Here is a 22946-nt window from a genome sequence, read left to right on the forward strand (position 1 = left end):
CCAACGGCGAGAAGGCAGACGTAACGCGCCACAGGGGCGGCGGTGACTCAAGGCGAACCTTCCGATGAAAGTAGAGCCTGGCAAGCGAGAACTTCGCTCGCACGGGCGGCCTGGCTCATGACTCAAAGCTGTGCCGCGGCGATAAAGATGCTCGACAGCCAACCGCGGGGCGCCGCAGGGCACCCCGCTTGAGCCTCAGAACATGGCGTCGCCGAAATCCGCGCTGGTTAGTGCGGAAATCGACTTGAGCGTCACGGCATCGGCAGCGTTGCCATCGATCCCGTCTCCGTCGAACTCGAGCGTCAGGCGACCGCGGATCACGAAAGCATCTCTGTCGAGATCGTCGATCCGGCCATCGCCCGTGCTGTCGAAAAAGGCAAACACCGCGCCCGCACCCGTGAGCCCCAGCGCCGCGGCCGCGTCGATCCGGTCGAGGCCTGGCTCGTATCCGGTGATCTCGTCCCGTCCCGATCCGGGGCCGAAGACGAAGACGTCCGCACCGGCGCCGCCATTCAGCGTGTCGTCGCCGCCGCCTCCGATCAGCGTGTCGTTCCCGGCGCCTCCGCGCAGGGAGTTCGCTCCGGTATCGCCCTGGAGCACGTCGTCGGTCCCGCCGCCATTCACGTTGCCACCCTTGTTGGGCTCGGCGACGCCGTAGACGGTGATCTCGACCCGCGCCGTGTCTGTGCCGCCGAACGCGTCGGTCACCACGTAGTCGAACCCGGTCACCAGACTGTCGCCGGGCTCGAGCGCGTCGAGGATGTCCGCGTCGGCGCGGTAGCGCAGCGATTGCGTCGCCGCGTCGAAGATCACCGTGCCCACCGTCGCGGAACTGTCGACGGAAAGAATACTGAGCGTATCGCCGTCGGGATCGCTGTCATTCGACAGGAGCGTCTCGGCAAGCTCCAGCGTGGTTCCGTCCTCGAAGACCGAGGTGACATCGTCGAGCGCCGTCGGCGCATCGTTCACGCCCGCGACGTCGATGGTGATCGTTCCGGTGTCGGTCAGGCCCGCCTCATCGGTGACGGTGAAGGTGACGGTCTCGGTCAGTGTCTCGCCTTCGGCCAGCCCGTTCAGGGCCTGTCGCGGGTCGTAGATCAGGTTCGTCCCGCTGCTGTCGCCTGACAGCAGGAACACCGCGCCCGATCCGAGGATCGCGCCGCCAACAGCGGCGGGGTCGCCGTTGACAGCGGTGATCCGGACGACGTCGCCCGCGTCGGGATCGGTGAACAGGGTGAAGGCGCCGGAGAGAAGCGTGTCTTCGGTGATGTCGAAGGACTGATCGAGCGCCTCCGGCGGGCGATTGCCCTGCGACACCGCAATCGTCGCGACCGCGGCTGGCGAGGTCAGGCCCGCGGCGTCCGTGACCGCGACGGTCACGCTCCGGAGGCCTCCGGTCGTGCTGTCGGCCTCGTTGCGATAGGTCAGCGTCGCGAGCAGGGCCTCGTAGACCTGCGGCTCTGCAAGCCCGGTCACGATCACCGCGCCATCCGGCGATACCGTCACTGTCAGCGGCGTTCCCGAGGCATTGAGCGAAAGGCTCTCCGCGCTGCCATCGCGGTCTCCCGAAAGCCGGATCTCCATCCGCGCGATCAGGGATTCGCCGTTCGGATCGAGAATGAAGGCGTCGGTATCGGCCACCGCCAGGGCGCCTCCTTCGTAGACCAGATCGCGGTCGATCCCGGACGTCGCCGGTCCATCGAGATCGACGACCGGAGGCGTGTCGTCGACCGGCGTCACGTTGATGCTGAGCCGGAGGGTCTGCTCGGGCGCTTCGCCGTCGCCGAAGGTCAGGGTGAGGCCGTCGAACAGCGTGTCGCTGCCGTCGTGAAGATACTGCACAAGACCCGCGTCGATATCGGCCTGGGTGAAGCTGTCGCCCACCTGCAGGGTCAACCCGCCCAGAACGAGCTCGCCGTATGGCGGTCGCTCGGCGAGACGATAGAGAATGTCCTCGGCCGCGTCGTCGATATCGGTGACGCTCAGGATCGTGCTGCCGATCATCGCCGCGCCGCCTTCGACAAGTGCCAGCGGTGCATTCACGGAAAGCTCGGGCGCGTCGTTCACCCCGTCAATGCGGAGGCGGAGGGTCGAGACGTTCGACACCGCATCGCGTGCGTCGCGGGCGACCACGTCGAGGGCGACCTCGACGCTCTCGCCGCTGCCGAGCGATTGCAGCGCGGTGCCCGGGTCGAAAAGCAGGCCGTCCGCGGTCTGTGTGAGGCTGCCCAGCGCAGGTCCGCCCACGACCTCGTAAGCGAGCGTCGCGGCATCATCCTCGGCATCCGCGTCGCGGGCGCGATCCCCCAGCGCGAAGATCTCGGCCAGATCGAGGGCCAGCGTCGCGTCTTCGGAGATCGCGCCGAGGTCGATCTCCGGCGCGAGCTCGGGCGCGTCATTGGCACCGACATGGTCGATCGCAATCGTGACGGTCCGGTCGAGCCCGGCAGGGTCGAGAAGGGTCAGGGCAAAGCTCTGAGTGATGACCTCGCCCGCGTTCAGGCTGTCGAGCGCGCTGCCGTCGATCAGGTAGTCCCAGCGCAGTGTCCCGCTGCCCGTTCCGGTGGTGTCGCTGTCGATCACGGCGGTCAGGATGCCGCCCAGCCCCGCGTCGAGAGGATCGATCCGGACGCTGTGGATATCCGCCAGATCGGGATCGGTGAAGGCGATCGTGCCGCTCGTCGCAATCGCGGCGCCCTCGTCGGGCGCACCGTCGGCGCGCTCGAGCACCGTCTCGGCGACGGCGTCCAGCGGTGTCGCCACCGCGTCGCCCCGCCCTTCCAGGGTGATCTCGATCTCCGAGGTCGCGACGCCGCCGCTGCCGTCCACGACGGTGAGCGCGTAGAGCTGGGTCAGCTCCTCTCCCTCGGACAGCGCGTCGAGCGCGGCATCGGACACGGAGAACACCCAGGTGAGCGACTGATCCGGTCCGAACAGGATACTGTTCGGGTGCCGGATGATCTCCATCGTCCCGATCGCATCGGCGGGCGCCGTGACGAAGGCGCTGGGATTGTCGAGGATTTCCGGATCATAGACAGTCACGACGCCGCTGACCGTCAGGAGGTCCGTGCCCTCGCCCGGAGCGCCATCCTCCAGCTCGGTCACTCGCCCTGACAGCTGCGACAGCCCGTCCGGGTCGATGACCGGAGGCGCATTGCCGAAGGCGAGCTCGATCCGAAAGTATTCTTCGGCGAGAACGGTCGTCCCGTCAGTGAGGCTGAAGCGGAAGCCGACGCTGGGAGCTGAGCCGTCATTTCCCTGATACCCCACGAGACCGGCGGAAATATCCGCCATGCTGAAACTGTCGCCGGTGCCCAGAATTTGGCCGTCACGCTGAACCAGACCAAGAGCCGGGGGCGAGGTCAGAACGAACCTGACCGCCTCGGGGTCTGTGTCGGGATCGATGGCGGCCAGCGCGTCGGGTCCGATCAGGGACAGGCCGCGCTCCGTCGCGATCAGGCCGGTGTTGACACTGACCTCGGGCGCGTCGTCCACGGGCGTCACGCTCAGTGCGAAATCGGCCTCGGGCAGGGTCGCCTCGCCGTCCGAAAGCGCGAATGCGAAACTGTCTGCGACGGTCTCGCTGCCGTCATGCGCGTAGCTCAGCAAGCCGGTGGCGAGCACGGTCTGCGAGAAGCTGTCGCCCAGGCCCAGCGTGATGCCGTCCACGGTAAGCGCCCCATGCGCGGCCTCGCGAGTGATCGTGTAGATCAGATCGCCATCCGGGCCGTCCGGATCGCTGCCCGACAAGAGCGAGCTGTCGATCAGAAGCGCGCCGCCTTCGGCGAGCGTGCCGCCGAGATTGGTATCGATCCGCGGCGGCGCATTGGCTACCGTGATCGTCAGGCTCAGAAGGCTCGGCGCCCCGCTGTTGACGCCATCGCTCAAGCTCACGTCGAGGCTGCGCTCCCCGAGGGTCGGCGCAGCGGCGGCGTTCTCGTAGCTCAGCGTTCTGAGAACCTGCTGATAGACGGACACTCCCGCCTCGCCGGTCAGCTCCAGGATCGCCGTCGTGCCCTCGCTCCGGTAGGTCAAGGCAAGTGCCGTCCCGGCCGTATCGACGGACAGCCGCTCCGTGCCGATCCCGTCGGGCGCGGAGAAGCGGACGGTCGCCCCGGAGAGCGTGCCGGTGCCGCCGAAATCCGGGTCGGTGACGATCATCTCGGGCATCAGGAGCTGGGTGCCGCCGAGATAGGTCGTGGCGAGATCGCGACCCGCGGCGCTGCCGTTCAGGTCGGCCTCGGGCGCCTCGTCGTTCAGGTCGGTCAGAGAGACGGTGACGAGCGCCTGGTCGGACAGGGCGGGCGATCCGCCATCCGTGACCCCGATCTCGAGCACGATGGACGGTCGCTGCTCGAAATCGAGCTGCGCGGCGTCGACCACCGAGAGCATCCCCGTTGCGCTGTCGATCCGGAAGGCGCTCGTGTCATTGCCCGAGAGGATCGTGTAGCTCAGCGTGTCGAAGGGCGGACGGTTGTCGGGATCGGCCGCGGGCGCGATGATCAGCTCGGTGCCCGGTGCGCTGTTCTCGTCGAGCGTCAGGACCTGGTCGAGCATCACCGGCGCTTCGTTCACGTCCTTGATCAGCACGGTCAGGGTCGCGGTGTCCGAGAGGCCGAGCCCGTTGCGATCCCGCACCTCGACCTCGAGGAAGACCACCGGATTGGTTTCGTGGTCGAGGAAGGACGGGTTCTGGACGATCACCTCGCCCGAGACGGCGTCGATGTCGAAGGCGTCCCCGATATTTCCGTCGACGATGCTGTAGCGCAGATCGTTGAGGTCGTTGGCATCCGTTGCGCTCACCGTGCCGAGGCGCGCTCCGGCGACGGGGTTCTCGGCAATCGAGAGCGTCGCGTCGCGGAAGACCGGTGCGATGTTCTCGCCCGCAGGCAGGATACGGAACGTCACCGTCGCGTCGGCGGTTTTCGCGCCATCGGGATCGCTGTCGGTGATCGTGTAGCGTACGATGTCCTCGCCGGTCTCGCCGCTGGCCAGCGTGTCGAAGGCACCGTTCGGATCGTAGACAAAGCTGCCATCGGCCTCGACCCGAAGCTCTGCCCCGCTTTCGAGCGTCACGGTGACCGCAGCGCCGATCGCGGTGCTGACCTCCTGACCCGTGGCATCGGTGTAGTGCAGCGTCACCAGCTCGGGCTCGCGGCCCTCGGGATCGAAATCTATCCCTTGGCCCCAATCGGCCCGCAGGTTCTCGAGCGCGCGGGCAGTGGAGGCGTCGATTTCGATCAGGTCGTCGCGGGCGAAGGGCGCGACATTGACCAGCCCGTCGAAATCGCTGCGCTGCAACGCCTCTTCCAGCCCGCCGGTGAAGAGCAGGGCGAAATCGTCCGCATCGGCGATTCCGTTGCCATTGCTGTCCGCAATCAGCCAGGTCCGCGCGAAGGGATCGGTCACCTCGCCCCATTCGGTATGGGTATAGAGCCCGAGCGTGTTCGCCTCGAGCGCCGCACCGCCGAAGCGACTGCCGATCCCTGTGAAGCCATCGGCGACCGCGCCGCGGAATTCGAGCTGCCAGACCGGAATGCCGACGCCAGACGTCAGCGCCAGCTCATCGCCCTGGCTGCGCCTGAAATCGGTGATGATGTCGGCCTCGGCCAGGGTCGAGGTCTGAGCCGCCGCGCCCGAGCCGTAGATGGTGGCCTGGAAGATGTCGGCACCGGTGCAGAGGATGTAGATGTCTTGGCCCGTACTGGCCTGCACCCGGTCGCGGCCCGCCCCGCCGTCGACCATGTCATTGCCGCTGCCGCCATCGAGGAAATCGGCGCCGTCATTGCCGAAGAGCTTGTCATCTCCGGTCCCGCCCCGGAGCTGGTCATTGTCCGCCCCGCCACGCAGGACATCGTCGCCGGCATCGCCGTCAAGCGCATCGTCGCCGAACCCTCCGGTGATCTCGTCATTGCCCCCGCCGCCAAAGAGCGCGTCGGCGTCGAGCCCGCCCGAGATGACATCGGCCTCGTCTCCGCCGTAAATCGTGTCGCGCCCGGCTCCGCCAAGGAGCGAATCCTCGCCCGCACCGCCATAGAGCCGATCGCCGAGGTCACCGCCCTCGAGCGTATCCCTGTCGGCACCGCCATAGAGCGAATCCGCGCCGCCGAGACCCAGGAGACTGTCATTGCCGCCGACACCGTAGATCGTATCGGCCTCGCCATCTCCGATCAGGGTGTCCCCGAGATCGGTTCCGACGCGCACGGCGAACACGTCATCGGCGAAATAGAAGCGGTCGAGCTGGGGGTGCGCACCATCGAGACGCAGGACGAAATCGGTCGCCTCGAGCTGCCGGTTGTCGTTGGTATCCCCGATCAGCCAGGTGCCGGTCCCGTCGAACCAGCTGAAGAACTGGGTGAACCCGGTGCCGAGATCGTCGCCGCCCAGAGTGTCGCCGAGGGTGTTCGTGTAGCCGGCTGCGATCTCGCTGCGCAGAACGAAGGGCGGACGGAAGGAGGAGATATTGTTCGCGAGGTCGATCACGTCCCCCTCGTCCCGGTCGAAATCGAGGATGACCGTATGCTCGGAAAGGAACGAGATCGGTGCGCCGGTCACCGAGAAGTAGAAAACGTCGCGGCCGGTGCCGCCGGTCATCCGGTCCGCGCCCGTCGATGCCGTCAGGATATCGTCGCCCGCGCCGCCGTCGAGCAGATCGGATCCTGCCCCGCCGTTCAGCCGGTCTGTACCGTCCTCGCCATAGAGCGCGTCGTCATCCGCACCGCCGTTGAGCCAGTCGTCGCCTTGCCCGCCAAGCAGGCTGTCGGCCCCCGCGTCGCCGTTCAGGTTGTCGTTCCCGTCGGCTCCGATCAGGGTGTCGTTGTCGGCGCCGCCAAAGAGAAGGTTGGCAGACCCGCCGATCCCCTCGAGCCGGTCGGCGCCCGCGTCACCATAGAGCTGGTCGTAGTCGTTGCCGCCGAACAGGTGATCGTCGCCCTCGCCGCCCCGGACGGTGTCCAGCCCGTCGCCCGATTGGAGGATGTCGTTGCCATCGCCGCCCAGAAGCGAATCCGCCCCGGCCAGGCCGAAGATCCGGTCATCGCCCGCAAGCCCGTAGATCGTATCGCCGAGCGTCGTGCCGGTCAGCTCGTTGGCCGATCCATCGCCCACGATGACGGCGAATGTGCCGGCCCGGAATGCCTCTTGTCCAAACCCCTGACTGCCCTCGAAGAAGAGCGTGAAGTCGGTGGCGTCGAGCACAGCGTTGTCGTTGCTGTCCGCGAAAAGCCAGGTGCCCGCGGTCGTGGTCCAGGTGAAAAACGGGGTGAAGCCGGGCTCGAGCCCGTTCGTCGGAAGCGCCGCCCCGGCCAGAGGCTCGGTCCCGTCGAGCGCGATCTCGCCCAGGAACACAAACGGCCGCACGGCGCGGCCGTTTCCGGTGCCGTTCGTCAGATAAAGCTCGTCGCCGCCCGAGGGATCGAAATCCGTCACCGTCGTAAAGGCCTGGAGCTGCGGTTGCGCGGAGGTCGCCGAACTGTCCAAAACCCGGCCCTCGATCACGTCGGCGTCTCCGTTGCCGGTGAAGACGTCCATTCCCGACGAAAGCCGATAGCGGTCTGCGCCTGTGCCGCCGAAGGAGACATCGTCGCCCGCTCCGGGCGAAAGGATGTCCGCGCCGTCGCCGCCATGAAGCTCGTCGTCCCCGGACGCGCCATCGAGGGAATCGTTGCCGCCATGTCCGCGGAGAAGATCGTTGTCCGTATCCCCGAAAAGAGTGTCCGCCAGATCGCCGCCGTCGAGGATATCGTCGCCGGAGCCTCCATTGGCATAGACCTGGCCACCGCTGCCGTTGATCCGGTCGTTTCCGGACCTGCCTTGGAGAAAGTCGAAGCCGCCCCCACCGATCAGCAAATCGTCATCCTCGTCGCCGACAAGAGTGTCATTGCCGGTTCCGCCGATCAGGGTGTCGTTGCCGGTGCCGCCGAAAAGGGTGTCGCGGCCGCCATTGCCGGTGATTTCGTCGGCGCCTCCCAACCCGTAGATCTCGTTCGCGAGGCTGTCTCCGAACAGGGTGTCGTCACCGGGCGATCCGATCTGCACCGTGAACGTGCCGGGAACAAACGCATCCTCGCCGATCAGGGCCGCATCCAGACCCTCGAAGATGATCCGCACATCGGTGCTGTCGAGAACGCGGTCGCCATCGAGGTCGATGAACATCTCGGCATCGACGCCATTCTGCCAGAAGAAGACCTGCGTGAAGCCCGATCCCAGCGGATCGTTGTCGATGCCCCTCAGGCTGTCGCCGACCGCGCCGGTGAACCCCGCCTCGAGAACCGCGCCGCGAAACGCGAGCGGCCTGCCCGTCGGATAACTCGGGATCACGATCCGGTCGCCGCTCGCGACATCGAAATCCGTGACCCGGTTCGGCGTGATGACCGTTCCGGTCGAGGTATAGAACGTCGAGACCCAGAACTGATCGGCGCCAATCCCTCCGGTCAGCACGTCCAGCCCGGCCGACACGTTCAGGACATCGTCACCGTCGCCGCCCTCGAGAACATCGTTGCCGGTGCCGCCGCTCAGAAAATCGTCGCCTTTTCCGCCCCGGATCAGGTCGTCTCCGCTGCCGCCGCCGATCGTGTCGTTCGCGTCGCCGCCGTCGAGCTCATCGTTGTCCGCGCCGCCGGCGATGCGGTCCGTGCCGGTGCCGCCGAAGATGCGGTCGTTCCCGGCATCGCCCTGCAACACCTGCTCGTTGCCGGAGATGCCGTGAATCTCGTCATTGCCGTCGCCGCCGCGGACCGTGTCCCGGTCGCCCGTCCCGGCCTCGATATAATCGTCACCGTCATCGCCGAGCAGGCTATCGCTTCCGTCGCCGCCGAAGATGCGGTCGTCGCCGCCGCCGCCATATACCGTGTCGTTCTGCGCTCCGGTCGAGATCACGTCATTCCCGCCCAGCCCGTAGATCTCGTCCTGTCCGGTATTCGCCCCCGCCGTCTCCGGATACATGTCGGGGCCCTGGGTGAGACGCACGACCCGGAACGCCGAGGCGAAATCCTCTGCGGTGATGCTCAGATCCGTCGCGGCGCTCACCCCGGACAGACGGATGAGGATGTCCTCTTCCGAGAACTGGCCATCATCATCCGCATCGACCCAGATCAGATGTCCGGTCCCGTCGCGCCGCCAGCTCACATCCGCGAAGCCGTCTCCGATCAGTTCGGGCGGCAGCTGTTCGCCGATGGCCCCGTCGGGATCGGGCGCAAAATCGATGCTTTCGGAATTGAACACGAGCGGCAGGCTGCCCGCGAAGGCCGGCAACTCGATGATGTCACCGCCCGCGACGCCCCGGCCCTCGAAATCGGTGATCGTATCCGCGACGTTCGGAGAGCTTTCGCTGCGCGGTGACGCGAAACCGAAGCTGAAGCGATCGTCGCCCAGACCGCCGGTCAGCGTGTCGCGCCCTGCCCCGCCGATGATGAGGTCGGCGCCCTCCCCACCTTCGAGGCTGTCATTGCCGTCGTTCCCCCGCAGCGTGTCATCCAGCGCCCCACCGATCAGCGTGTCTGCGCCGTCGCCGCCGGTCAGCCGCAACTGGGCCGAGGTGACGGCGCTGCCATCCACATGGCTCAGATCGGACTGCACCTGCGCCGTCGCGGTATAGTCGAAGATCGCCTGCACGCCGACCGTCTCGTTCGCGAGCGCGATGCGGACCTGGCTGCCCTCCGCCGCCTCGAAACGCTCGACCCCGGTCACCGTCGCGGCATCGAACTGGATCAGGTCGGCCATCACGCCCTCGAAGATCAGACGATCGAAGCCGTCGCCGCCGTCGATGCGGTCATCACCCGACAATCCGGTGCCGATATAGATCAGGTCATTGCCCGAACCGGCGGCGATCTCGTAGGCTCCACTGAGATCCGCGCCGTCGATCGCGTCGCCTGAGCCGCTGCCGATCAGCGGAGCGCCGGACCCGTCGGCGCGCAGATAGACCGAGCCATCCGCAAAGGAGAGCCGAAGCGTGCCGTCGTCCAGGGAGCCGGTCACCAGCGCCAGGTCGGTGGAGCTCAGGGTCGTCACGGTGCCGCCCTGCCGGATCTCCACGTCGGGACCCACCTGCACGATCCGGAAGAGCGTCGCATTCAGGGACAGATTGAAGGTTAGGACGTCGTCCGGCCCGAAGCCCGCATAGGTGTCACCGGCAATATCCGAATAGCTGATCGTCATGATATGGTCCCCTTGACTACGGGTCTCACCTGCGCACGCCTTTTGGCGCCCGGGACCCCGATGCTTGAAATGTCCTGTGGCGGCCCGATCCCGGGCCCGCGGCGGCCGAGACCGCTAGCGCGCCCAGTCGGGCAATCGGGCCGGTGTCCCGACCGGGAGGGAGCTCCGGTCGGGATGCCCGGCGCACCCGGGACGCGCCGTCGTGGAAAACGTCTCGAGTTTGGGAGTTGAAGCGGGTGCGCCAAGTTCGTCACACGGCAGCCTTTGGCCCTCGCAGGACGCGCGGTCTATGACCTGCGAACGGGCCACGCCCGCGGGTCCAAGCGCGATCGGCGATGCGGAGGTCCGGGTCCGCCAGTCATACGGGCCCGCAGACCTCCGCGATGCCGTGCAGAGCTGCGCGACAACACCGGGGTCGCGGCCGGACAATCGAAAACGGTGATGCACTATCGACACGGACGCCCCCCTTCCCGCGCTGCTCCTTGCGCATCGCATATCGATGCACAGTGCGATCATGACGAGGTCGCGACGCTGTAGGCAGACCGGCGCCGTGAATTCAGCGTGAAAAACGCGCGGTCAGCGTGAGGACCTGCCTGCGGCGCATCGAAAACGTTCGCGTCGTGAATTGCTTTCCGGAAACTGCGAGCTGTCTATGCGGCGGAAAAGTCGGAGTTTTGGCGTAGAACCTAAAATGAGGAACGGCCGCACAGTGCCATCGGGCACAAGGTTCCGGCGGACCTGATGAAATCAGCGCACGACGCCGGCCGAGGGCACGCTAGGTGGCACATCATACGGAGAACAGGCTAACCTCAAAACGTGGACTTTTCAGGGGAGCAGGTCACCGGGACGCCAACCTGACCGCATTGCCGGAGCCGATGCCGCAGACTGGCTCACGGCTGGTCGCGGAACAGGAACCGGTCGAGCGCGCGGAGAGTCCGGGTGACGTCCGCCAACCAGGCGGGTCCTGACATGCGTTCCCTGTCGATCCGCATGGATCGGCATAAATTCGGGCAGCGCAGCCCTCCGAACGTGACGACCGGACGCGCACCGGGTCCGTCGGTCTCATCGAGCACAGAGGTGAAATCGCAATAGGTTCGACACTCACCCAAGAGCTGGCGCCCGGCAAGAAGACGGTCCTCCGTAAGCAGCAAGGTCACCTCGTCGTCGTTGTGGAGAACGAACATTCCGTGCATCGGCTCGGTCTCGGCTGGCCTGAGCCGTCCGTCGGGGGTTCTGACAAGCGCAAGATCGAACTCCGCCAAGGTCGCATGGAACGTGGCCCGGATTTCATCCGAACGGCTCTCCGCACGCCGCCCGTCAAGCTTGAAGATCGTCGCGCCGCCATCCCAGACGGGAGTGTCGGCGGTCGGCGATGCCATGCCCGCCCAGTCGAGCACGCCTTGGCAGCACGGATAGAAGTACAATCGCTCGGTCTCGACCGGGTCGGGATCGGCGGCGCAGGTCTCTACATGCGGGCTTGTGCCGACGACGATGTTGAGACCCCGGCTGTCGCGGCCGCAGGGCAGATCGACGACCAAACCATCTATCTCGAAGCGCTTGATCAAAGCTCCGGCTTCTGTCTCTCCGGAGATCGCGACGTCAGCGATACCCGCAAGGACGATAGACGCACACATAAGTGCGCGCGCCATGGGGACGGCACTGGCTGTCCAATCTGTTCTCGGCCTCACCTGCCCATCTCGGATCGCCCGTCCTTCATTTTGCTCTGCGACATCAGCGCGTCTGTCACGTCGGTCTGCGACGGGCGACCTGCCCGGACTCAAGGATCGGAAACAGTGGCGCGCGTGAACAGATCGACCACCGACGCATAGATCCTACGCAGTTCAGACAGCCTGTCCCTGTCGAACTGTAGCATCGTTTCCCGGCGTTGCGGCAGCCAGACCGTGAGCGTGCAAGTGCCGCGCTCCGAACGGGAACAGGTTCCCTGCCCCATCACCGCACCGTCTTCGTGATAGGCGATATACCTGTCGAAATTGGTCCCTTCGATGCGGCATTTGCCGACGAAACCGGTCCTGCTCTCCGGAACGCCAAGCTCGTCGGAGAGCCGCGCGCGGAGTTCGGCCGTCTCAGCAGGCCGCTGCTCCCGCAGGCGCCAGATGCCGGGGAACTCCTCGATCTCCGGGTGACACTGGTACTGCGCCATGCGGCTGACCTGGGCCGAAAACGTCGATCCGAGGAGCCAGCCGTCCCCTCCGGGATCGCCATAGTCCACCCGCGCGGCGGTCACCCGCAGCGCGATCCCCTCTCCGCTCAGATCGGTGCTTTCCGTGACAGGCTCACCTGACGGGCCGAGGCGCATGCCCAGCTCCCAGTTGTTCTTCCAGGCGGGATTGGCCTCGCGTTGCTCTTGACTGCGGCGCAGATCGGGAACCTGCACGTCGTAGGAGGACGGAAACCGCAGCACCCAGACCGGGTCATCTTCGGTGAAGCGCACGCCATCCGCGCCGAAATCGACCAGCCTGTATTCCACGAGCCCGTTTTCCAGCGCCTTTGGCGCGATCAGGGCGGCTTGCGGGGACGGCGTGGCGATCACTCCCGCGAAGAAGGCGGCGGCCGTGGCAAAAGCGGCAAGCACGACCAAGCGCCATCCTGGCGACGAGAAGAACACGGCTCTGCGGCCCGCCATCTCAGACCTCTCTCATCTGGATTGTTTTCGGGACCGCGAGCCCCGCCTCCGCGATTGCCGCATGGAGCACGTCGGATAGGCAAATCTCGGGGCGCGACAGGCGGGTCTCTCTCCAGATATGCGCATCGCCCATCGCCTCGCTGGAGAGCGCCAGCTTCGAGACATGTGGCGTCGTCGTGGTGATCGCTGAATAGCGAGGACCACGCGCCCGCCATGCGCCGGGATCGGATCGGTCCGGATCGAACGTTTCGAGGAAGATGCCGATCACGAAGCCGAAATAGGGCCGGTCCGGCGTGGCGCCGCCGTGAAATCGGATGTCGATGGGCCAGAATTGGTGGCGCCCCGGCTCGTGGCGCTCGATGATCTCCGCCAGCCGGTCATCGACCGCCAAAAGCCTGTCGGTCAGCTTGACCATCGCGCCAAGCGAGTGGAGCGGGCTTTGAGAGACGAATGTTGCGGGGCGTTCATGCTCTGCCAGGCGACCCCGATCCTTCGTGAATTTCGCCGCGAACTCCGAGAGCAGCAGGCGATCTTCCATGCCCATGGCGCGCTTTTCCGCGTCGCTCATCGCGGTCTCGTAATAGACCCGCAACCGATCGGCCCAGCCGGGATAGTCGCCGTCAATGAAATATGTCCCGAACTGTCCCGGGTCGATCAAAGCCCAAACCATCTGCCTGCCGTAGGTCTTCCTGTCCCGGGTCGGACCAAGCGCGCGACCCGCGCACAACCCTTGCGGGATTTGTTCCCTTCGGCAAGCACGGCTGTGACTGGTCGCACCGTCGAGGCGGATCCGTTGCGCTTGAACAACCGGATCAAATGGCCCGCAACAGGCTCTATTCCAGCCCAACCGGACTGCCCTCTTGTGCCCCCTGCCCTGCGTGCCACAGCATGTGGGGCAGAAAGATCTTGCCCGAATCTCCCGCGCGCGTCATTAACTTACGCAACAAAGCGAAAAACACGGCGCAAACCGTAACAACGGGGCAGCGTCGAGGCAGTGACGAGCGAGACTATGACCAAACCCGAGCGGATCGACCAGCTCGTGGGCGACCATGCCGCCCGGCTCTCGGAGCGCCTTCAGGCGCACCGGGCGCAACTTTTTCCCCCGAACGCCCGCAAGGAGCTGCGCAAGTTCACTTCGGGCGAGGTGGCTGCGCTCCTGGGCGTCAAGGACGCCTATCTCCGCAAGCTCCATCTCGATGGTCGCGGCCCCTCCCCCGAGATCGCGCCGGGCGGGCGCAGGCTCTATTCGCCCTCGGACATTCTCGAGCTCAGAAATCATCTCGAACACGGCGCAAAAACGCCCGGAACCTACCTTCCGGGTCGTCGCGAGGGCGACCATCTGCAAGTGATCACGGTAATCAACTTCAAGGGCGGCTCCGGCAAGACCACCACCTCGGCGCATCTGGCGCAGAAGCTCGCGCTCGATGGATACCGGGTGCTTGCGGTCGATCTCGACCCCCAGGCTTCGCTCTCCGCGCTCCACGGCTTCCAGCCCGAGTTCGACCTGCTCGACGGCGGCACGCTCTATGACGCGATCCGCTACGAGGACCCGGTGCCGATCCGCGACATCATCCAGCGCACCTATTTCCCCAATCTCGATATCGTGCCCGGCAATCTCGATCTCATGGAGTTCGAGCATGACACGCCCCGCGCGCTCGCGCAGAACCAGGGCGCGATGTTTTTCACCAGAATAGACTCTGTTCTGGCCCAAATCGCCGATGATTACGACGTGGTCGTGATGGATTGCCCGCCGCAACTGGGCTTTCTCACCATGTCCGCGCTTTCGGCCGCGACCGCCGTTCTGGTCACCGTGCACCCGCAGATGCTCGACGTCATGTCGATGTGCCAGTTTCTTCTGATGACCTCGAACCTTCTTGGCGTCGTCGCCGAGGCCGGGGGCGACATGAGCTATGACTGGCTGCGCTATGTCGTCACCCGCTACGAGCCCGGAGACGGTCCGCAGAACCAGATGGTCAGCTTCATGCGCGCCATGTTCGGCGATCACGTCCTGAACCACACGGTGCTGAAATCCACCGCGATCTCGGATGCGGGCATCACCAAGCAGACCCTCTACGAGGTCGAGCGCGGTCAGTTCACCCGATCCACATACGATCGTGCGATGGAAAGCCTGAACGCCGTGAACGGCGAGATCGAGGGCCTGATCCAGGCTGCATGGGGGCGCTAAGGATGGCACGCAAGAACCTGCTTCAGGACCTGATGGGACAGTCCGCAAAGCCCGAGGGCGCCAGCTCCCCTGCCCGCCCGGACAGCGCCGCCTACTCGCGCGGGGCCATCGGCGCGGTCTCCCGCTCCATCGCCGATCTGAAAAGCCGTTCGGTGATCGAGATCGACCCCTTCGCGATCAAGAGCGGCGGCCTGACCGACCGGCTCGAGCATGACGAAGAGGGTCACGCCAAACTGATGGAGTCGATCCGCACCTATGGCCAGCAGGTCCCCGTGCTGGTGCGCCCCCATCCTGATCAGGACGGCGCTTACCAGATCGTCTACGGCCGCCGCCGGGTCATGGCGCTGCAAGATCTCGGGCAGCCAGTCAAGGCGATGGTCCGCGATCTCGACGATGACGCGGTGATCATGGCCCAAGGCCAGGAAAACGCCGCCCGCCGCGATCTGAGCTTTATCGAAAAGGCCAATTTTGCCCGCCAGATGAAAGACGCGGGCTACGAGCGCAAGATCATCTGCGACGCGCTTTCGACCGACAAGACACTGATTTCGCGGCTTCTGAACGTGGCGGATGCCTTGCCGGTCGGGCTGATCGAGATCATCGGCTCCGCGCCCTCCGTCGGCCGCGACCGCTGGCTCGAGCTGGCCGACCTCCTGCAGAAGCACGCTGATGTCGATGTCGAGCTCGCCCAACAGATGCTGCAGGCCAGCGGCGCGGAAACCTCGGACGCGCGCTTCGACGCGTTGGTGCACTGGCTGTCGAAGCGCGGCACGAAGGCGGCCGAGCCCGAGCATGCCGCGCTGAGGCCGCCCTCCAAGCCGCAACAGACCCTGAAACGCCATGACGGGACGCCTCTGGCGACCCTCAAGCAAAGCCGCAAATCGGTCTCGATCACCCTGCCCCGTACCGGCGAAGGCTTCGCCGACTGGCTGGCCGAGAACCTCTGCGAGATTCACCGCAACTGGGAAAACTCCGGCGGTGGACCCGGGGCCTGAGGCCCCGTCCCGAGCAGCAACAAGAGCAATGACAAGGAGGCACGAGCCGGCAAGACGATAAAAGAAAAGCCCCCCAGGACGGACCCGGAAGGCTCTTTGGTGTTGTAGCAAGCCCAACTTAGTCTCCCCTCCTGACGGCTGTCAACAGCCGCCGATTCGGCGGGCAGAAAAGTTTTGCCTCGTGACAGGATATGGAACGACTGACCCTGACGCCCTTCGGGCGCCAGCCGGTATCGGCTGGGCAAATCGCATCCCGGATGCTGACCGAAGAGGCCCTGACCCCCCCTGCCCCGGCGCCCGAGCCGCGCCCGAAATGGGCGCTCTTCCGCGACCTCTGCACCGCCCGCGCGGGCTTCGGCGTGAGCGACCGCGACCTCACGGTCCTGAACGCGCTCTTAAGCTTCTATCCCGCCGACGACCTCGGCGCCTCCGAGGCGATGGTGGTTTTTCCCTCGAACGCCGCGCTGTCGGAGCGCGCGCATGGCATGGCGGAAAGCACGCTGCGACGCCACCTCGCCGCCCTGGTGACAGCCGGACTGCTCGTGCGCCACGACAGCCCCAACGGCAAGCGCTACGCCCGCCGTGACCGTTCCGGCCGCATCGACCGTGCCTTCGGCTTCGACCTCGCACCGCTTCTCGCCCGCGCGGACGAGATCGCCGCCGCCGCCCGCGCCACCCGCGAGGCCCAGGAAGAGCGTCGCCGCCTGCGCGAGACCGTCGTCTTGGCGCTGCGCGACGCCTCGAGCCTCATCGCCCACGCACAGGAAGAGGGGCTCCCGGGCCTCTGGGACGCGCTGGAGGACCGTGCCCGTCTTGCCCGCCGGGCCCTTCGCCGGAAGCTCGACGGGGGGGCTCTCCGCGATCTTGCGGGCACGGTGAAAACTCTGGGGACAGACGTGACCGAGGCGTACGCTGCCTCCATCGAAACGAAAGAAATGAGCGGCAGAGTCGTCGAAAATGAGCGGCACCAACAGAATTCAAACGAAGACTCTTCAGATCTTGAACCTCCCGCAGAACTGCGGCGAGGGGCGGGGGAGCCTTCGCCCAAACCCGGCGCCGCGCCGCGTCTGCCGCTGGAACTCGTCTTGAAAGCGGCCCCATCGATCATCGACTACGGCCCGGATCAAAGGATCGGAACCTGGGACGATCTCTTCCGTGCCGCAAGCTTCGCCTACGGGATGATGGGCATCAGCGCCCATGCCTGGGAGACAGCCTGCGCCGACATGGGCCCCCTCGACGCCGCGATCACGCTCGCCTGCATCCTCGAACGCACCGACAGCATCCAGTCGCCCGGCGGCTACCTGCGCGCGCTGACCACCAAAGCGGGGCAGGGGGCGTTCTCGCCCGGTCCGATGGTGATGGCGCTTCTGTCGACCGGATCGAAGAAGGCGGCATGAATTCGGGCCGGGCAAAAGTTGACAGTTGTCAACTTTCTGGTTGAAGAGGGCAGGGCGCGACACCTTGGAGACAAGAGTTGACAGCTGTCAACTTTCTGCAAGACTATGAAATTATTAGGAATTATGAAAACGCCTCGTATTTTATTGGGATTTTGTGGCTAGGGCAGGGGGCGCGCGCCCGATGGGCCTGATCGCGCCGGTATCTCCGCCACACTTGGGGCGAGACGCATGTCTTCCGAACCGTCGGTCTTGAAAATTGCCACAATCCGCAATATTTATCTAGCCAGGTAGCTAGACAGGACGCCCCGCAATGCTCAGCCTTCAGGATGCCAAGAACCGCTTTAGCGCCGTGGTCGACGCGGCGCTGGCCGGGCGGCCCCAGGAAGTGTCGCGGCGCGGAAAGCCGGCGGTGGTGGTGCTGTCGGTCGAGGAATATCACCGCTTGCTCGATGCGGCTCAGACCCGGCGGGACAGTTTCGCGGATCACCTCATGTCCTTTCCCGAGGGCGATCTACCGCGGGCCGAGGCCCGTCCGCGTGATGTCCAGTTTTGAGCTTCATCCTCGACACCAACGTCATTTCGGCGGTGCGCCGGTCGGGCAGAGCGCCTCAAGTTGCGGCCTGGCTGGCGGGGCAGGCTGAAGCGGAGCTGTTCATCAGCGTCATCACTATAGGCGAGATCGAGCGCGGAATTGGGCTGCAAGAGGGTCGAAATCCCGATTTCGCCGCCGACCTGCGGGTGTGGCTCGACCGGACCATGACACTCTTCTCCGACCGGCTCTTGCCCTTCACGCCCGAGGACGCCCGGGTTTGGGGTGCGCTCTCGGCCAGGATCGGCCATCCCGGCGCCGACCTGATGATCGCGGCGCAGGCGCTGGCGCGCGACTGGACCGTTGTCACCGGCAACGCCGCGGATTTCGCACCGACGGGCTGCCGGATCATCGATCCGTTCAGCGACGGCTGACAGCCGCCGACGGTCTTCGCGGACCGAAGAAAACGCTGGACAGCGGGACCTCGCTGGAATCGTCCGAGCTGCGATTTTCCACGTGGACCCCGTCGCGTTTGAGGGTAGGCATCGGGGCAGAACAAGAGGCGCCGAGTCGCGCCCGCACGAGCAGAGCACACAGGTTCGACGTGACAGATCAGTCCGAACCCGGCCGGAGCGCAGGCGCGTCGGCAGCGGGTCAGCTATTCCAGATCCGCGGCAGGTTCCTGACCGCGGTGGCGCTGCGTCCCGAGGACGTGGCGCTCGATGACGCGTTCCTGGCCGCGCTCGACGCGCAGCTCACGAAGACCCAGCATTTCTTCGCCGGGGCGCCGATGGTGCTCGACCTCGCCAAGGCGCCGGGGATGGACAGCTCCGCGTTGCCGAGGCTGATCGAGGCGCTCTCGGCGCGCGAGCTGCATGTCTTCGGCTTCCAGGGAGCGACCGAGGCTCAGTCCGTGACCTGCCGCGGCCTCGGTCTGACCCCCACAAATGCCGGTCGCGAGGCTCCGCTGAAGGGCACGCCCGCGCGGACTGTGGCCAAGCGGCTCGGTCTCGAGAACCGCGTCGTCACGCGCCCGGTGCGCTCGGGTCAGCTCGAGGTCGCGGAGCGCGGCGACCTGACGGTGATCGGCTCTGTGGCGTCCGGCGCGGAGCTGGCCGCCGCAGGCAGCATTCATGTCTACGGCGCGCTCCGGGGCAGGGCGATGGCGGGGGTCGAGGGCGACGAGACCGCGCGCATCTTCTGCCAGAGCCTCGACGCAGAGCTTCTGGCCATCGCCGGGCTCTACCGCACCAGCGATGCCATCGAGCCGGACCTGCGGGGCAGGGCGGTTCAGGTCTTTCTCGAACAGGACACTCTACGGATGGAGAGCTTCGCATGACACATCTCAAGGACGACACGCCCAAGGGGCGAGTGATCGTCGTCACCTCGGGAAAGGGCGGGGTCGGCAAGACCACGTCCTCGGCGGCGATCGCGGCTTCGCTGGCCCGGCGCGGGCACCGCACGGTGGTCATCGATTTCGACGTCGGTCTGCGCAATCTCGATATGATCATGGGCTGCGAACGCCGCGTGGTCTTCGATTTCATCAACGTGATCCAGGGCGATGCGCGGCTGAAACAGGCTCTGATCAAGGACAAACGTCTCGATACGCTCTTCGTGCTGCCGACCTCGCAGACGCGCGACAAGGACGCGCTGACGATGGAGGGCGTGAAGACGGTTCTGGACGAGCTGCGCGACGAGTTCGACTACGTGATCTGCGACAGTCCCGCCGGGATCGAGCGCGGCGCGCATCTGGCGATGTATTTCGCCGACGAGGCCGTGGTCGTGACCAATCCCGAGGTCTCCTCGGTGCGGGACAGCGACCGGGTGTTGGGGCTTCTGGGCAGCAAGACGCGCCGGGCCGAAACCGAGGGCGCGGAGCCGGTGAAGGCGCAGGTCCTCCTGACCCGCCACGACGCCGCCCGGATCGAGCGGGGCGAGATGATGACGGTCGAGGACGTGCTGGAGATCCTCGCGGTGCCGCTTCTGGGCGTGGTGCCCGAAAGCCCCGCGGTGCTCAGGGCCTCGAACCTCGGCACGCCGGTGGTGCTGGACGAGCCCTCGGCTGCGGCGCGCGCCTACGAGGACGCGGTGGCGCGGCTTTTGGGCGAAGAGGTCGAGATGCGGATCGCGGGCGAGGCGCGCCCGGGTCTCTTAGCACGGCTCTTCGGACGGTCGGCATGAGTCTCTTCGGTTTCACACTCAAACCGCGGCGCCCCAAATCGGCCGAGACCGCGCGCGACCGCCTGCAAATCCTCCTGGCGCATGAACGGGGCAGGGGGCGCGAAGCGCCCGACTACCTGCCGCAGCTCCAGCGCGACATCGTGGCGGCGATCCGCAAACATGTGCAGGTCGCCGAAGAGGGCATCGACATCCGCATGGAACGCGGCGACGCCCTGTCGAGCCTGGAGATCAATATCGAGCTGCCTGAAAGGTGACGTTTGGGCCTGATGTGCCCGGCCCAAACGTAGTTTCATCGCTTGCTTCGGCGATCTCGCGAGGACGGGCAGGAGACTGCCGGTCCCGTGGGTTGGCGCCAAGGCGGATGGGTCAGGGCGCGTTGTCGAAAGTTCGTCGGGCGGCGCCGATTTCCTCCATGTTCAGGCTGGCCCAGTAGATGAGATGCAGAAGCGGAACGAGCAGCGAGTGTCCGAGATCGGTCAAGGAATAGCTGACGCTCGGGGGCTTGGTGTCAAAGACCTGCCGATCAACCAGGCCGTCCCGCTCGAGGTCGCGCAGGGATTGGGTCAGCATGCGTTTGGAGATATCCGGCAGGGCGCGGGAGAGCGCATTGAAGCGCTGCGGCCCAGGTTGCAGCTCCAAAAGCACGAGCGTCGGCCATTTCGCCGACACCTTGTCCAGAACTTGCCGCACGGGGCAGTTGGAAGGCTCGAATCCTTCGGCCCTCCATTGTTCCAGTTTATTGATCCGCATGGCGCACATGTGCGGTTCCCTCTGCGTAACCTTGTCCCGAAAAGGTGCCTACTTCCGCCGGACAGATACGGTCTCTAAATGAGACCTGTATTCGATTCGTGACCGAAGGAAAAGACGATGACCACATACATGATCACAGGCGCGACGGGCCAGCTGGGCCGTCTGGTGCTGGACCACCTGCTGAAGACCGTCGCCCCCGCGGATGTCGCCGTGCTGGTGCGCAGCGACGAAGCCAAGGCCGAGTTCGACGCCAGGGGCGTGTCGGCCCGGATCGGCGACTATTCCGATCCGGCCAGCCTGGAGACCGCGCTGGACGGGGTCGACCGTTTCCTGCTGATTTCGGGCTCCGAAGTGGGCGCGCGCGTCCCGCAGCACAGGAACGTCATCAAGGCCGCAAAGGCCCGGGGCGTCGAGTTCATCGCCTATACCTCGATCCTCGATGCTGCCCATAGCCCGTTGATGCTGGCGCGCGAGCACAAGGCGACAGAAGAGATGCTGGCTGAGAGCGGCATCCCCCACACGCTCCTGCGCAATGGCTGGTATTCCGAGAACCTCGGCATGGCCGTGGGTGGCGCCCTGGCGATGGGGCAGCATTTCGGTGCCGCGAAGGACGGCCGGTTCTCCTATGCCACGCGCAACGACTATGCCGAGGCCGCGGCGATTGTTCTGACCGGTGGCCATGACGGCGCGGTTCTGGAGCTGGGCGGCGATGCGGCCTTCACGCAGACTGAGGTCGCGGCGCTCCTGACGGAGTTGTCCGGCACAACCGTGAGTTATGTCGACATGCCCGAGGAGGCCTATGAGGACGCGCTGGTCGGTGCCGGCCTGCCCGAGGGGCTCGCCGCGATGCTGGCGGACTCGGATGCGGGCGCGGCCACCGGCGCGCTTTTCGACGACAGCAGGACCCTCTCCGGCTTGATCGGCCGCCCGACCACGCCGCTCGCCGATACGATCAAGGCCGTGTTGGCTGCAGGCTGAGGAGTGCATGCGATGAAACACCTGATCCTGACCACCGTGCTGCTCGCCGCGCCGGCCGCGACCTTGGCCGACAGCGCCCGCGAGATCGTTACCGAAGGTCTTGCGGCGGTTTTCGTGAAGCGCGATCTGGATACGATCAACCGGCTCTTTTCGGAAGATTACATCCAGCACAACCCGATGTTTCCGAACGGGTTGGACACGCTGCGCGGCTTCGCCGCGACCAGCCCTCCGGGCTTCCGCTACCAGATCGGAAATGTCATCGCCGACGAGGAGCAGGGCCTGGTGGCCGTCCATTTCCGGGTCGAGGGCTTCGGTCCCGAACCGATGATCGGGGTCGACATGTTCCGTGTCGCCGATGGCAGGATCGTCGAGCATTGGGACGTTCTTCAGCCCGAGGTGACCGACACCGTGTCCGGTAATCCGATGTGGACACCGGCGGAGTGGCCCGACCCGGAGGCGGGCAGCGATGCCCGCCTTGACCGGCCCTGGTTCCTAGCGGACAATCGACACGCGCGCCCGATGGGAAAAACCCTTCGTTGAGATAGGGCTGCACGAACCAGTCGTGCCCGAACTCGGCAAATCCGGTCGAGAAGGCAAGCTCCGAGGTGCTCGTTCATTCCGTTTCGAGGTCCGCTCGCGCCAAGGCGATCACCGCCCTCAGTCCCGCGTCGAGGACCTCGGGGATCGAGACGGAGACATGTGTGGTGCGAAACCTCGGCGCGCGCTCGCCGCGTTCTGCGCGTCGGTCAGGTCTTCGCGCATCACCCGCCGCGTGGAACGGGGCCGGTCTCGACCTTCGACCGGTTGCCGCGCTACGTCTTGTCGGAGAAGTCGTAAACGGCGGTCGCTCATTGCGCATCGGTCATCATGTCGAGGACCGTCGCTCCGAGACGAAACCGGTTCACGGCAAGTTCCTTCTTTTACCGACTGGCCTCTGTAAATGAATGGCTCTGTGCCGAAGGCAAAAAGAAATTTTACTCATTGCGACAGTGTTGGCTCACAGAGAGCCACAAAACCGCGTAATCCGTCTTATGTAAATTTATTCGGTCGAAATGAGTTAGGCTCAGGACCCATTGATCTGAGCCGAAGGGCATGATTCACCGCACGAAAACAGAGCGGTGATATGTCTAATCTC

15 protein-coding genes are annotated in these 22946 nt (G+C 65.7%); 10 read left to right on the forward strand and 5 right to left on the reverse strand.

Features of this window, described 5'->3' with window-relative positions; translation table 11 throughout:
- Nucleotides 1-195 precede the first annotated feature (195 nt).
- The 4 genes from ACFQ4E_RS16200 to ACFQ4E_RS16215 form a co-directional block, all read right to left on the reverse strand.
- On the reverse strand, nucleotides 196-10155 hold the full coding sequence (locus ACFQ4E_RS16200; RefSeq protein WP_386805386.1) for a cadherin-like domain-containing protein: 9960 nt from the start codon (nucleotides 10153-10155) through the stop codon (nucleotides 196-198).
- A gap of 890 nt (nucleotides 10156-11045) precedes the next feature.
- Complete coding sequence (locus ACFQ4E_RS16205) at nucleotides 11046-11720, reverse strand: hypothetical protein (protein ID WP_386805388.1); 675 nt, start codon at nucleotides 11718-11720, stop codon at nucleotides 11046-11048.
- A 212-nt stretch (nucleotides 11721-11932) separates the two neighbouring features.
- Nucleotides 11933-12799, reverse strand: a complete 867-nt coding sequence (locus tag ACFQ4E_RS16210) for a hypothetical protein (RefSeq protein ID WP_386805390.1) — start codon at nucleotides 12797-12799, stop codon at nucleotides 11933-11935.
- 1 nt (nucleotide 12800) lies between these two features.
- Nucleotides 12801-13469 (reverse strand): imm11 family protein, encoded by a 669-nt coding sequence (locus ACFQ4E_RS16215; RefSeq protein WP_386805392.1) that lies wholly within the window; start codon nucleotides 13467-13469, stop codon nucleotides 12801-12803.
- Nucleotides 13470-13808: 339 nt separating this feature from the next.
- On the opposite strand from ACFQ4E_RS16215, the gene repA reads away from it, so the two are divergent.
- The 8 genes from repA (at nucleotide 13809) to minE (ending at nucleotide 20337) form a co-directional block, all read left to right on the forward strand.
- Nucleotides 13809-14984: a plasmid partitioning protein RepA gene (repA, locus tag ACFQ4E_RS16220; protein WP_386805394.1), complete on the forward strand. Its 1176-nt coding sequence runs from the start codon at nucleotides 13809-13811 to the stop codon at nucleotides 14982-14984.
- A 2-nt stretch (nucleotides 14985-14986) separates the two neighbouring features.
- Nucleotides 14987-15976 (forward strand): plasmid partitioning protein RepB, encoded by a 990-nt coding sequence (gene repB / locus ACFQ4E_RS16225; RefSeq protein WP_386805396.1) that lies wholly within the window; start codon nucleotides 14987-14989, stop codon nucleotides 15974-15976.
- Nucleotides 15977-16167: 191 nt separating this feature from the next.
- Nucleotides 16168-17373 carry a plasmid replication protein RepC gene (gene repC / locus ACFQ4E_RS16230; RefSeq protein ID WP_386805398.1) on the forward strand — a complete coding sequence of 402 codons (1206 nt, stop codon included), beginning with the start codon at nucleotides 16168-16170 and terminating at the stop codon, nucleotides 17371-17373.
- 310 nt (nucleotides 17374-17683) lie between these two features.
- Complete coding sequence (locus tag ACFQ4E_RS16235; protein ID WP_386805401.1) at nucleotides 17684-17926, forward strand: type II toxin-antitoxin system Phd/YefM family antitoxin; 243 nt, start codon at nucleotides 17684-17686, stop codon at nucleotides 17924-17926.
- Nucleotides 17923-18336, forward strand: a complete 414-nt coding sequence (locus tag ACFQ4E_RS16240) for a type II toxin-antitoxin system VapC family toxin (protein ID WP_386805403.1) — start codon at nucleotides 17923-17925, stop codon at nucleotides 18334-18336. Before ACFQ4E_RS16235 ends, ACFQ4E_RS16240 begins: the two co-directional genes overlap by 4 nt.
- A 170-nt stretch (nucleotides 18337-18506) precedes the next feature.
- Nucleotides 18507-19241 (forward strand): septum site-determining protein MinC, encoded by a 735-nt coding sequence (gene minC / locus ACFQ4E_RS16245; protein ID WP_386805405.1) that lies wholly within the window; start codon nucleotides 18507-18509, stop codon nucleotides 19239-19241.
- Complete coding sequence (minD, locus tag ACFQ4E_RS16250) at nucleotides 19238-20083, forward strand: septum site-determining protein MinD (RefSeq protein ID WP_386805407.1); 846 nt, start codon at nucleotides 19238-19240, stop codon at nucleotides 20081-20083. The genes minC and minD overlap by 4 nt, the downstream gene beginning before the upstream one ends.
- Nucleotides 20080-20337 (forward strand): cell division topological specificity factor MinE, encoded by a 258-nt coding sequence (minE, locus tag ACFQ4E_RS16255; protein WP_386805409.1) that lies wholly within the window; start codon nucleotides 20080-20082, stop codon nucleotides 20335-20337. Before minD ends, minE begins: the two co-directional genes overlap by 4 nt.
- A 112-nt stretch (nucleotides 20338-20449) precedes the next feature.
- Here minE and ACFQ4E_RS16260 read toward each other — a convergent pair whose 3' ends face one another.
- A complete protein-coding gene (locus ACFQ4E_RS16260; protein WP_386805411.1) occupies nucleotides 20450-20842 on the reverse strand; it encodes a winged helix-turn-helix transcriptional regulator in 393 nt (130 codons plus the stop codon).
- Between the two features lie 108 nt (nucleotides 20843-20950).
- On the opposite strand from ACFQ4E_RS16260, the gene ACFQ4E_RS16265 reads away from it, so the two are divergent.
- Together ACFQ4E_RS16265 and ACFQ4E_RS16270 are read left to right on the forward strand one after the other, a co-directional pair.
- Entirely contained in the window at nucleotides 20951-21811 is an 861-nt protein-coding gene (locus ACFQ4E_RS16265) for an SDR family oxidoreductase (protein ID WP_386805413.1), read from the forward strand.
- Between the two features lie 12 nt (nucleotides 21812-21823).
- Nucleotides 21824-22351: a nuclear transport factor 2 family protein gene (locus ACFQ4E_RS16270; protein WP_386805415.1), complete on the forward strand. Its 528-nt coding sequence runs from the start codon at nucleotides 21824-21826 to the stop codon at nucleotides 22349-22351.
- Nucleotides 22352-22946: the final 595 nt, after the last annotated feature.

Source organism: Litorisediminicola beolgyonensis, from assembly GCF_042679605.1.
GTDB lineage: Bacteria > Pseudomonadota > Alphaproteobacteria > Rhodobacterales > Rhodobacteraceae > Litorisediminicola > Litorisediminicola beolgyonensis.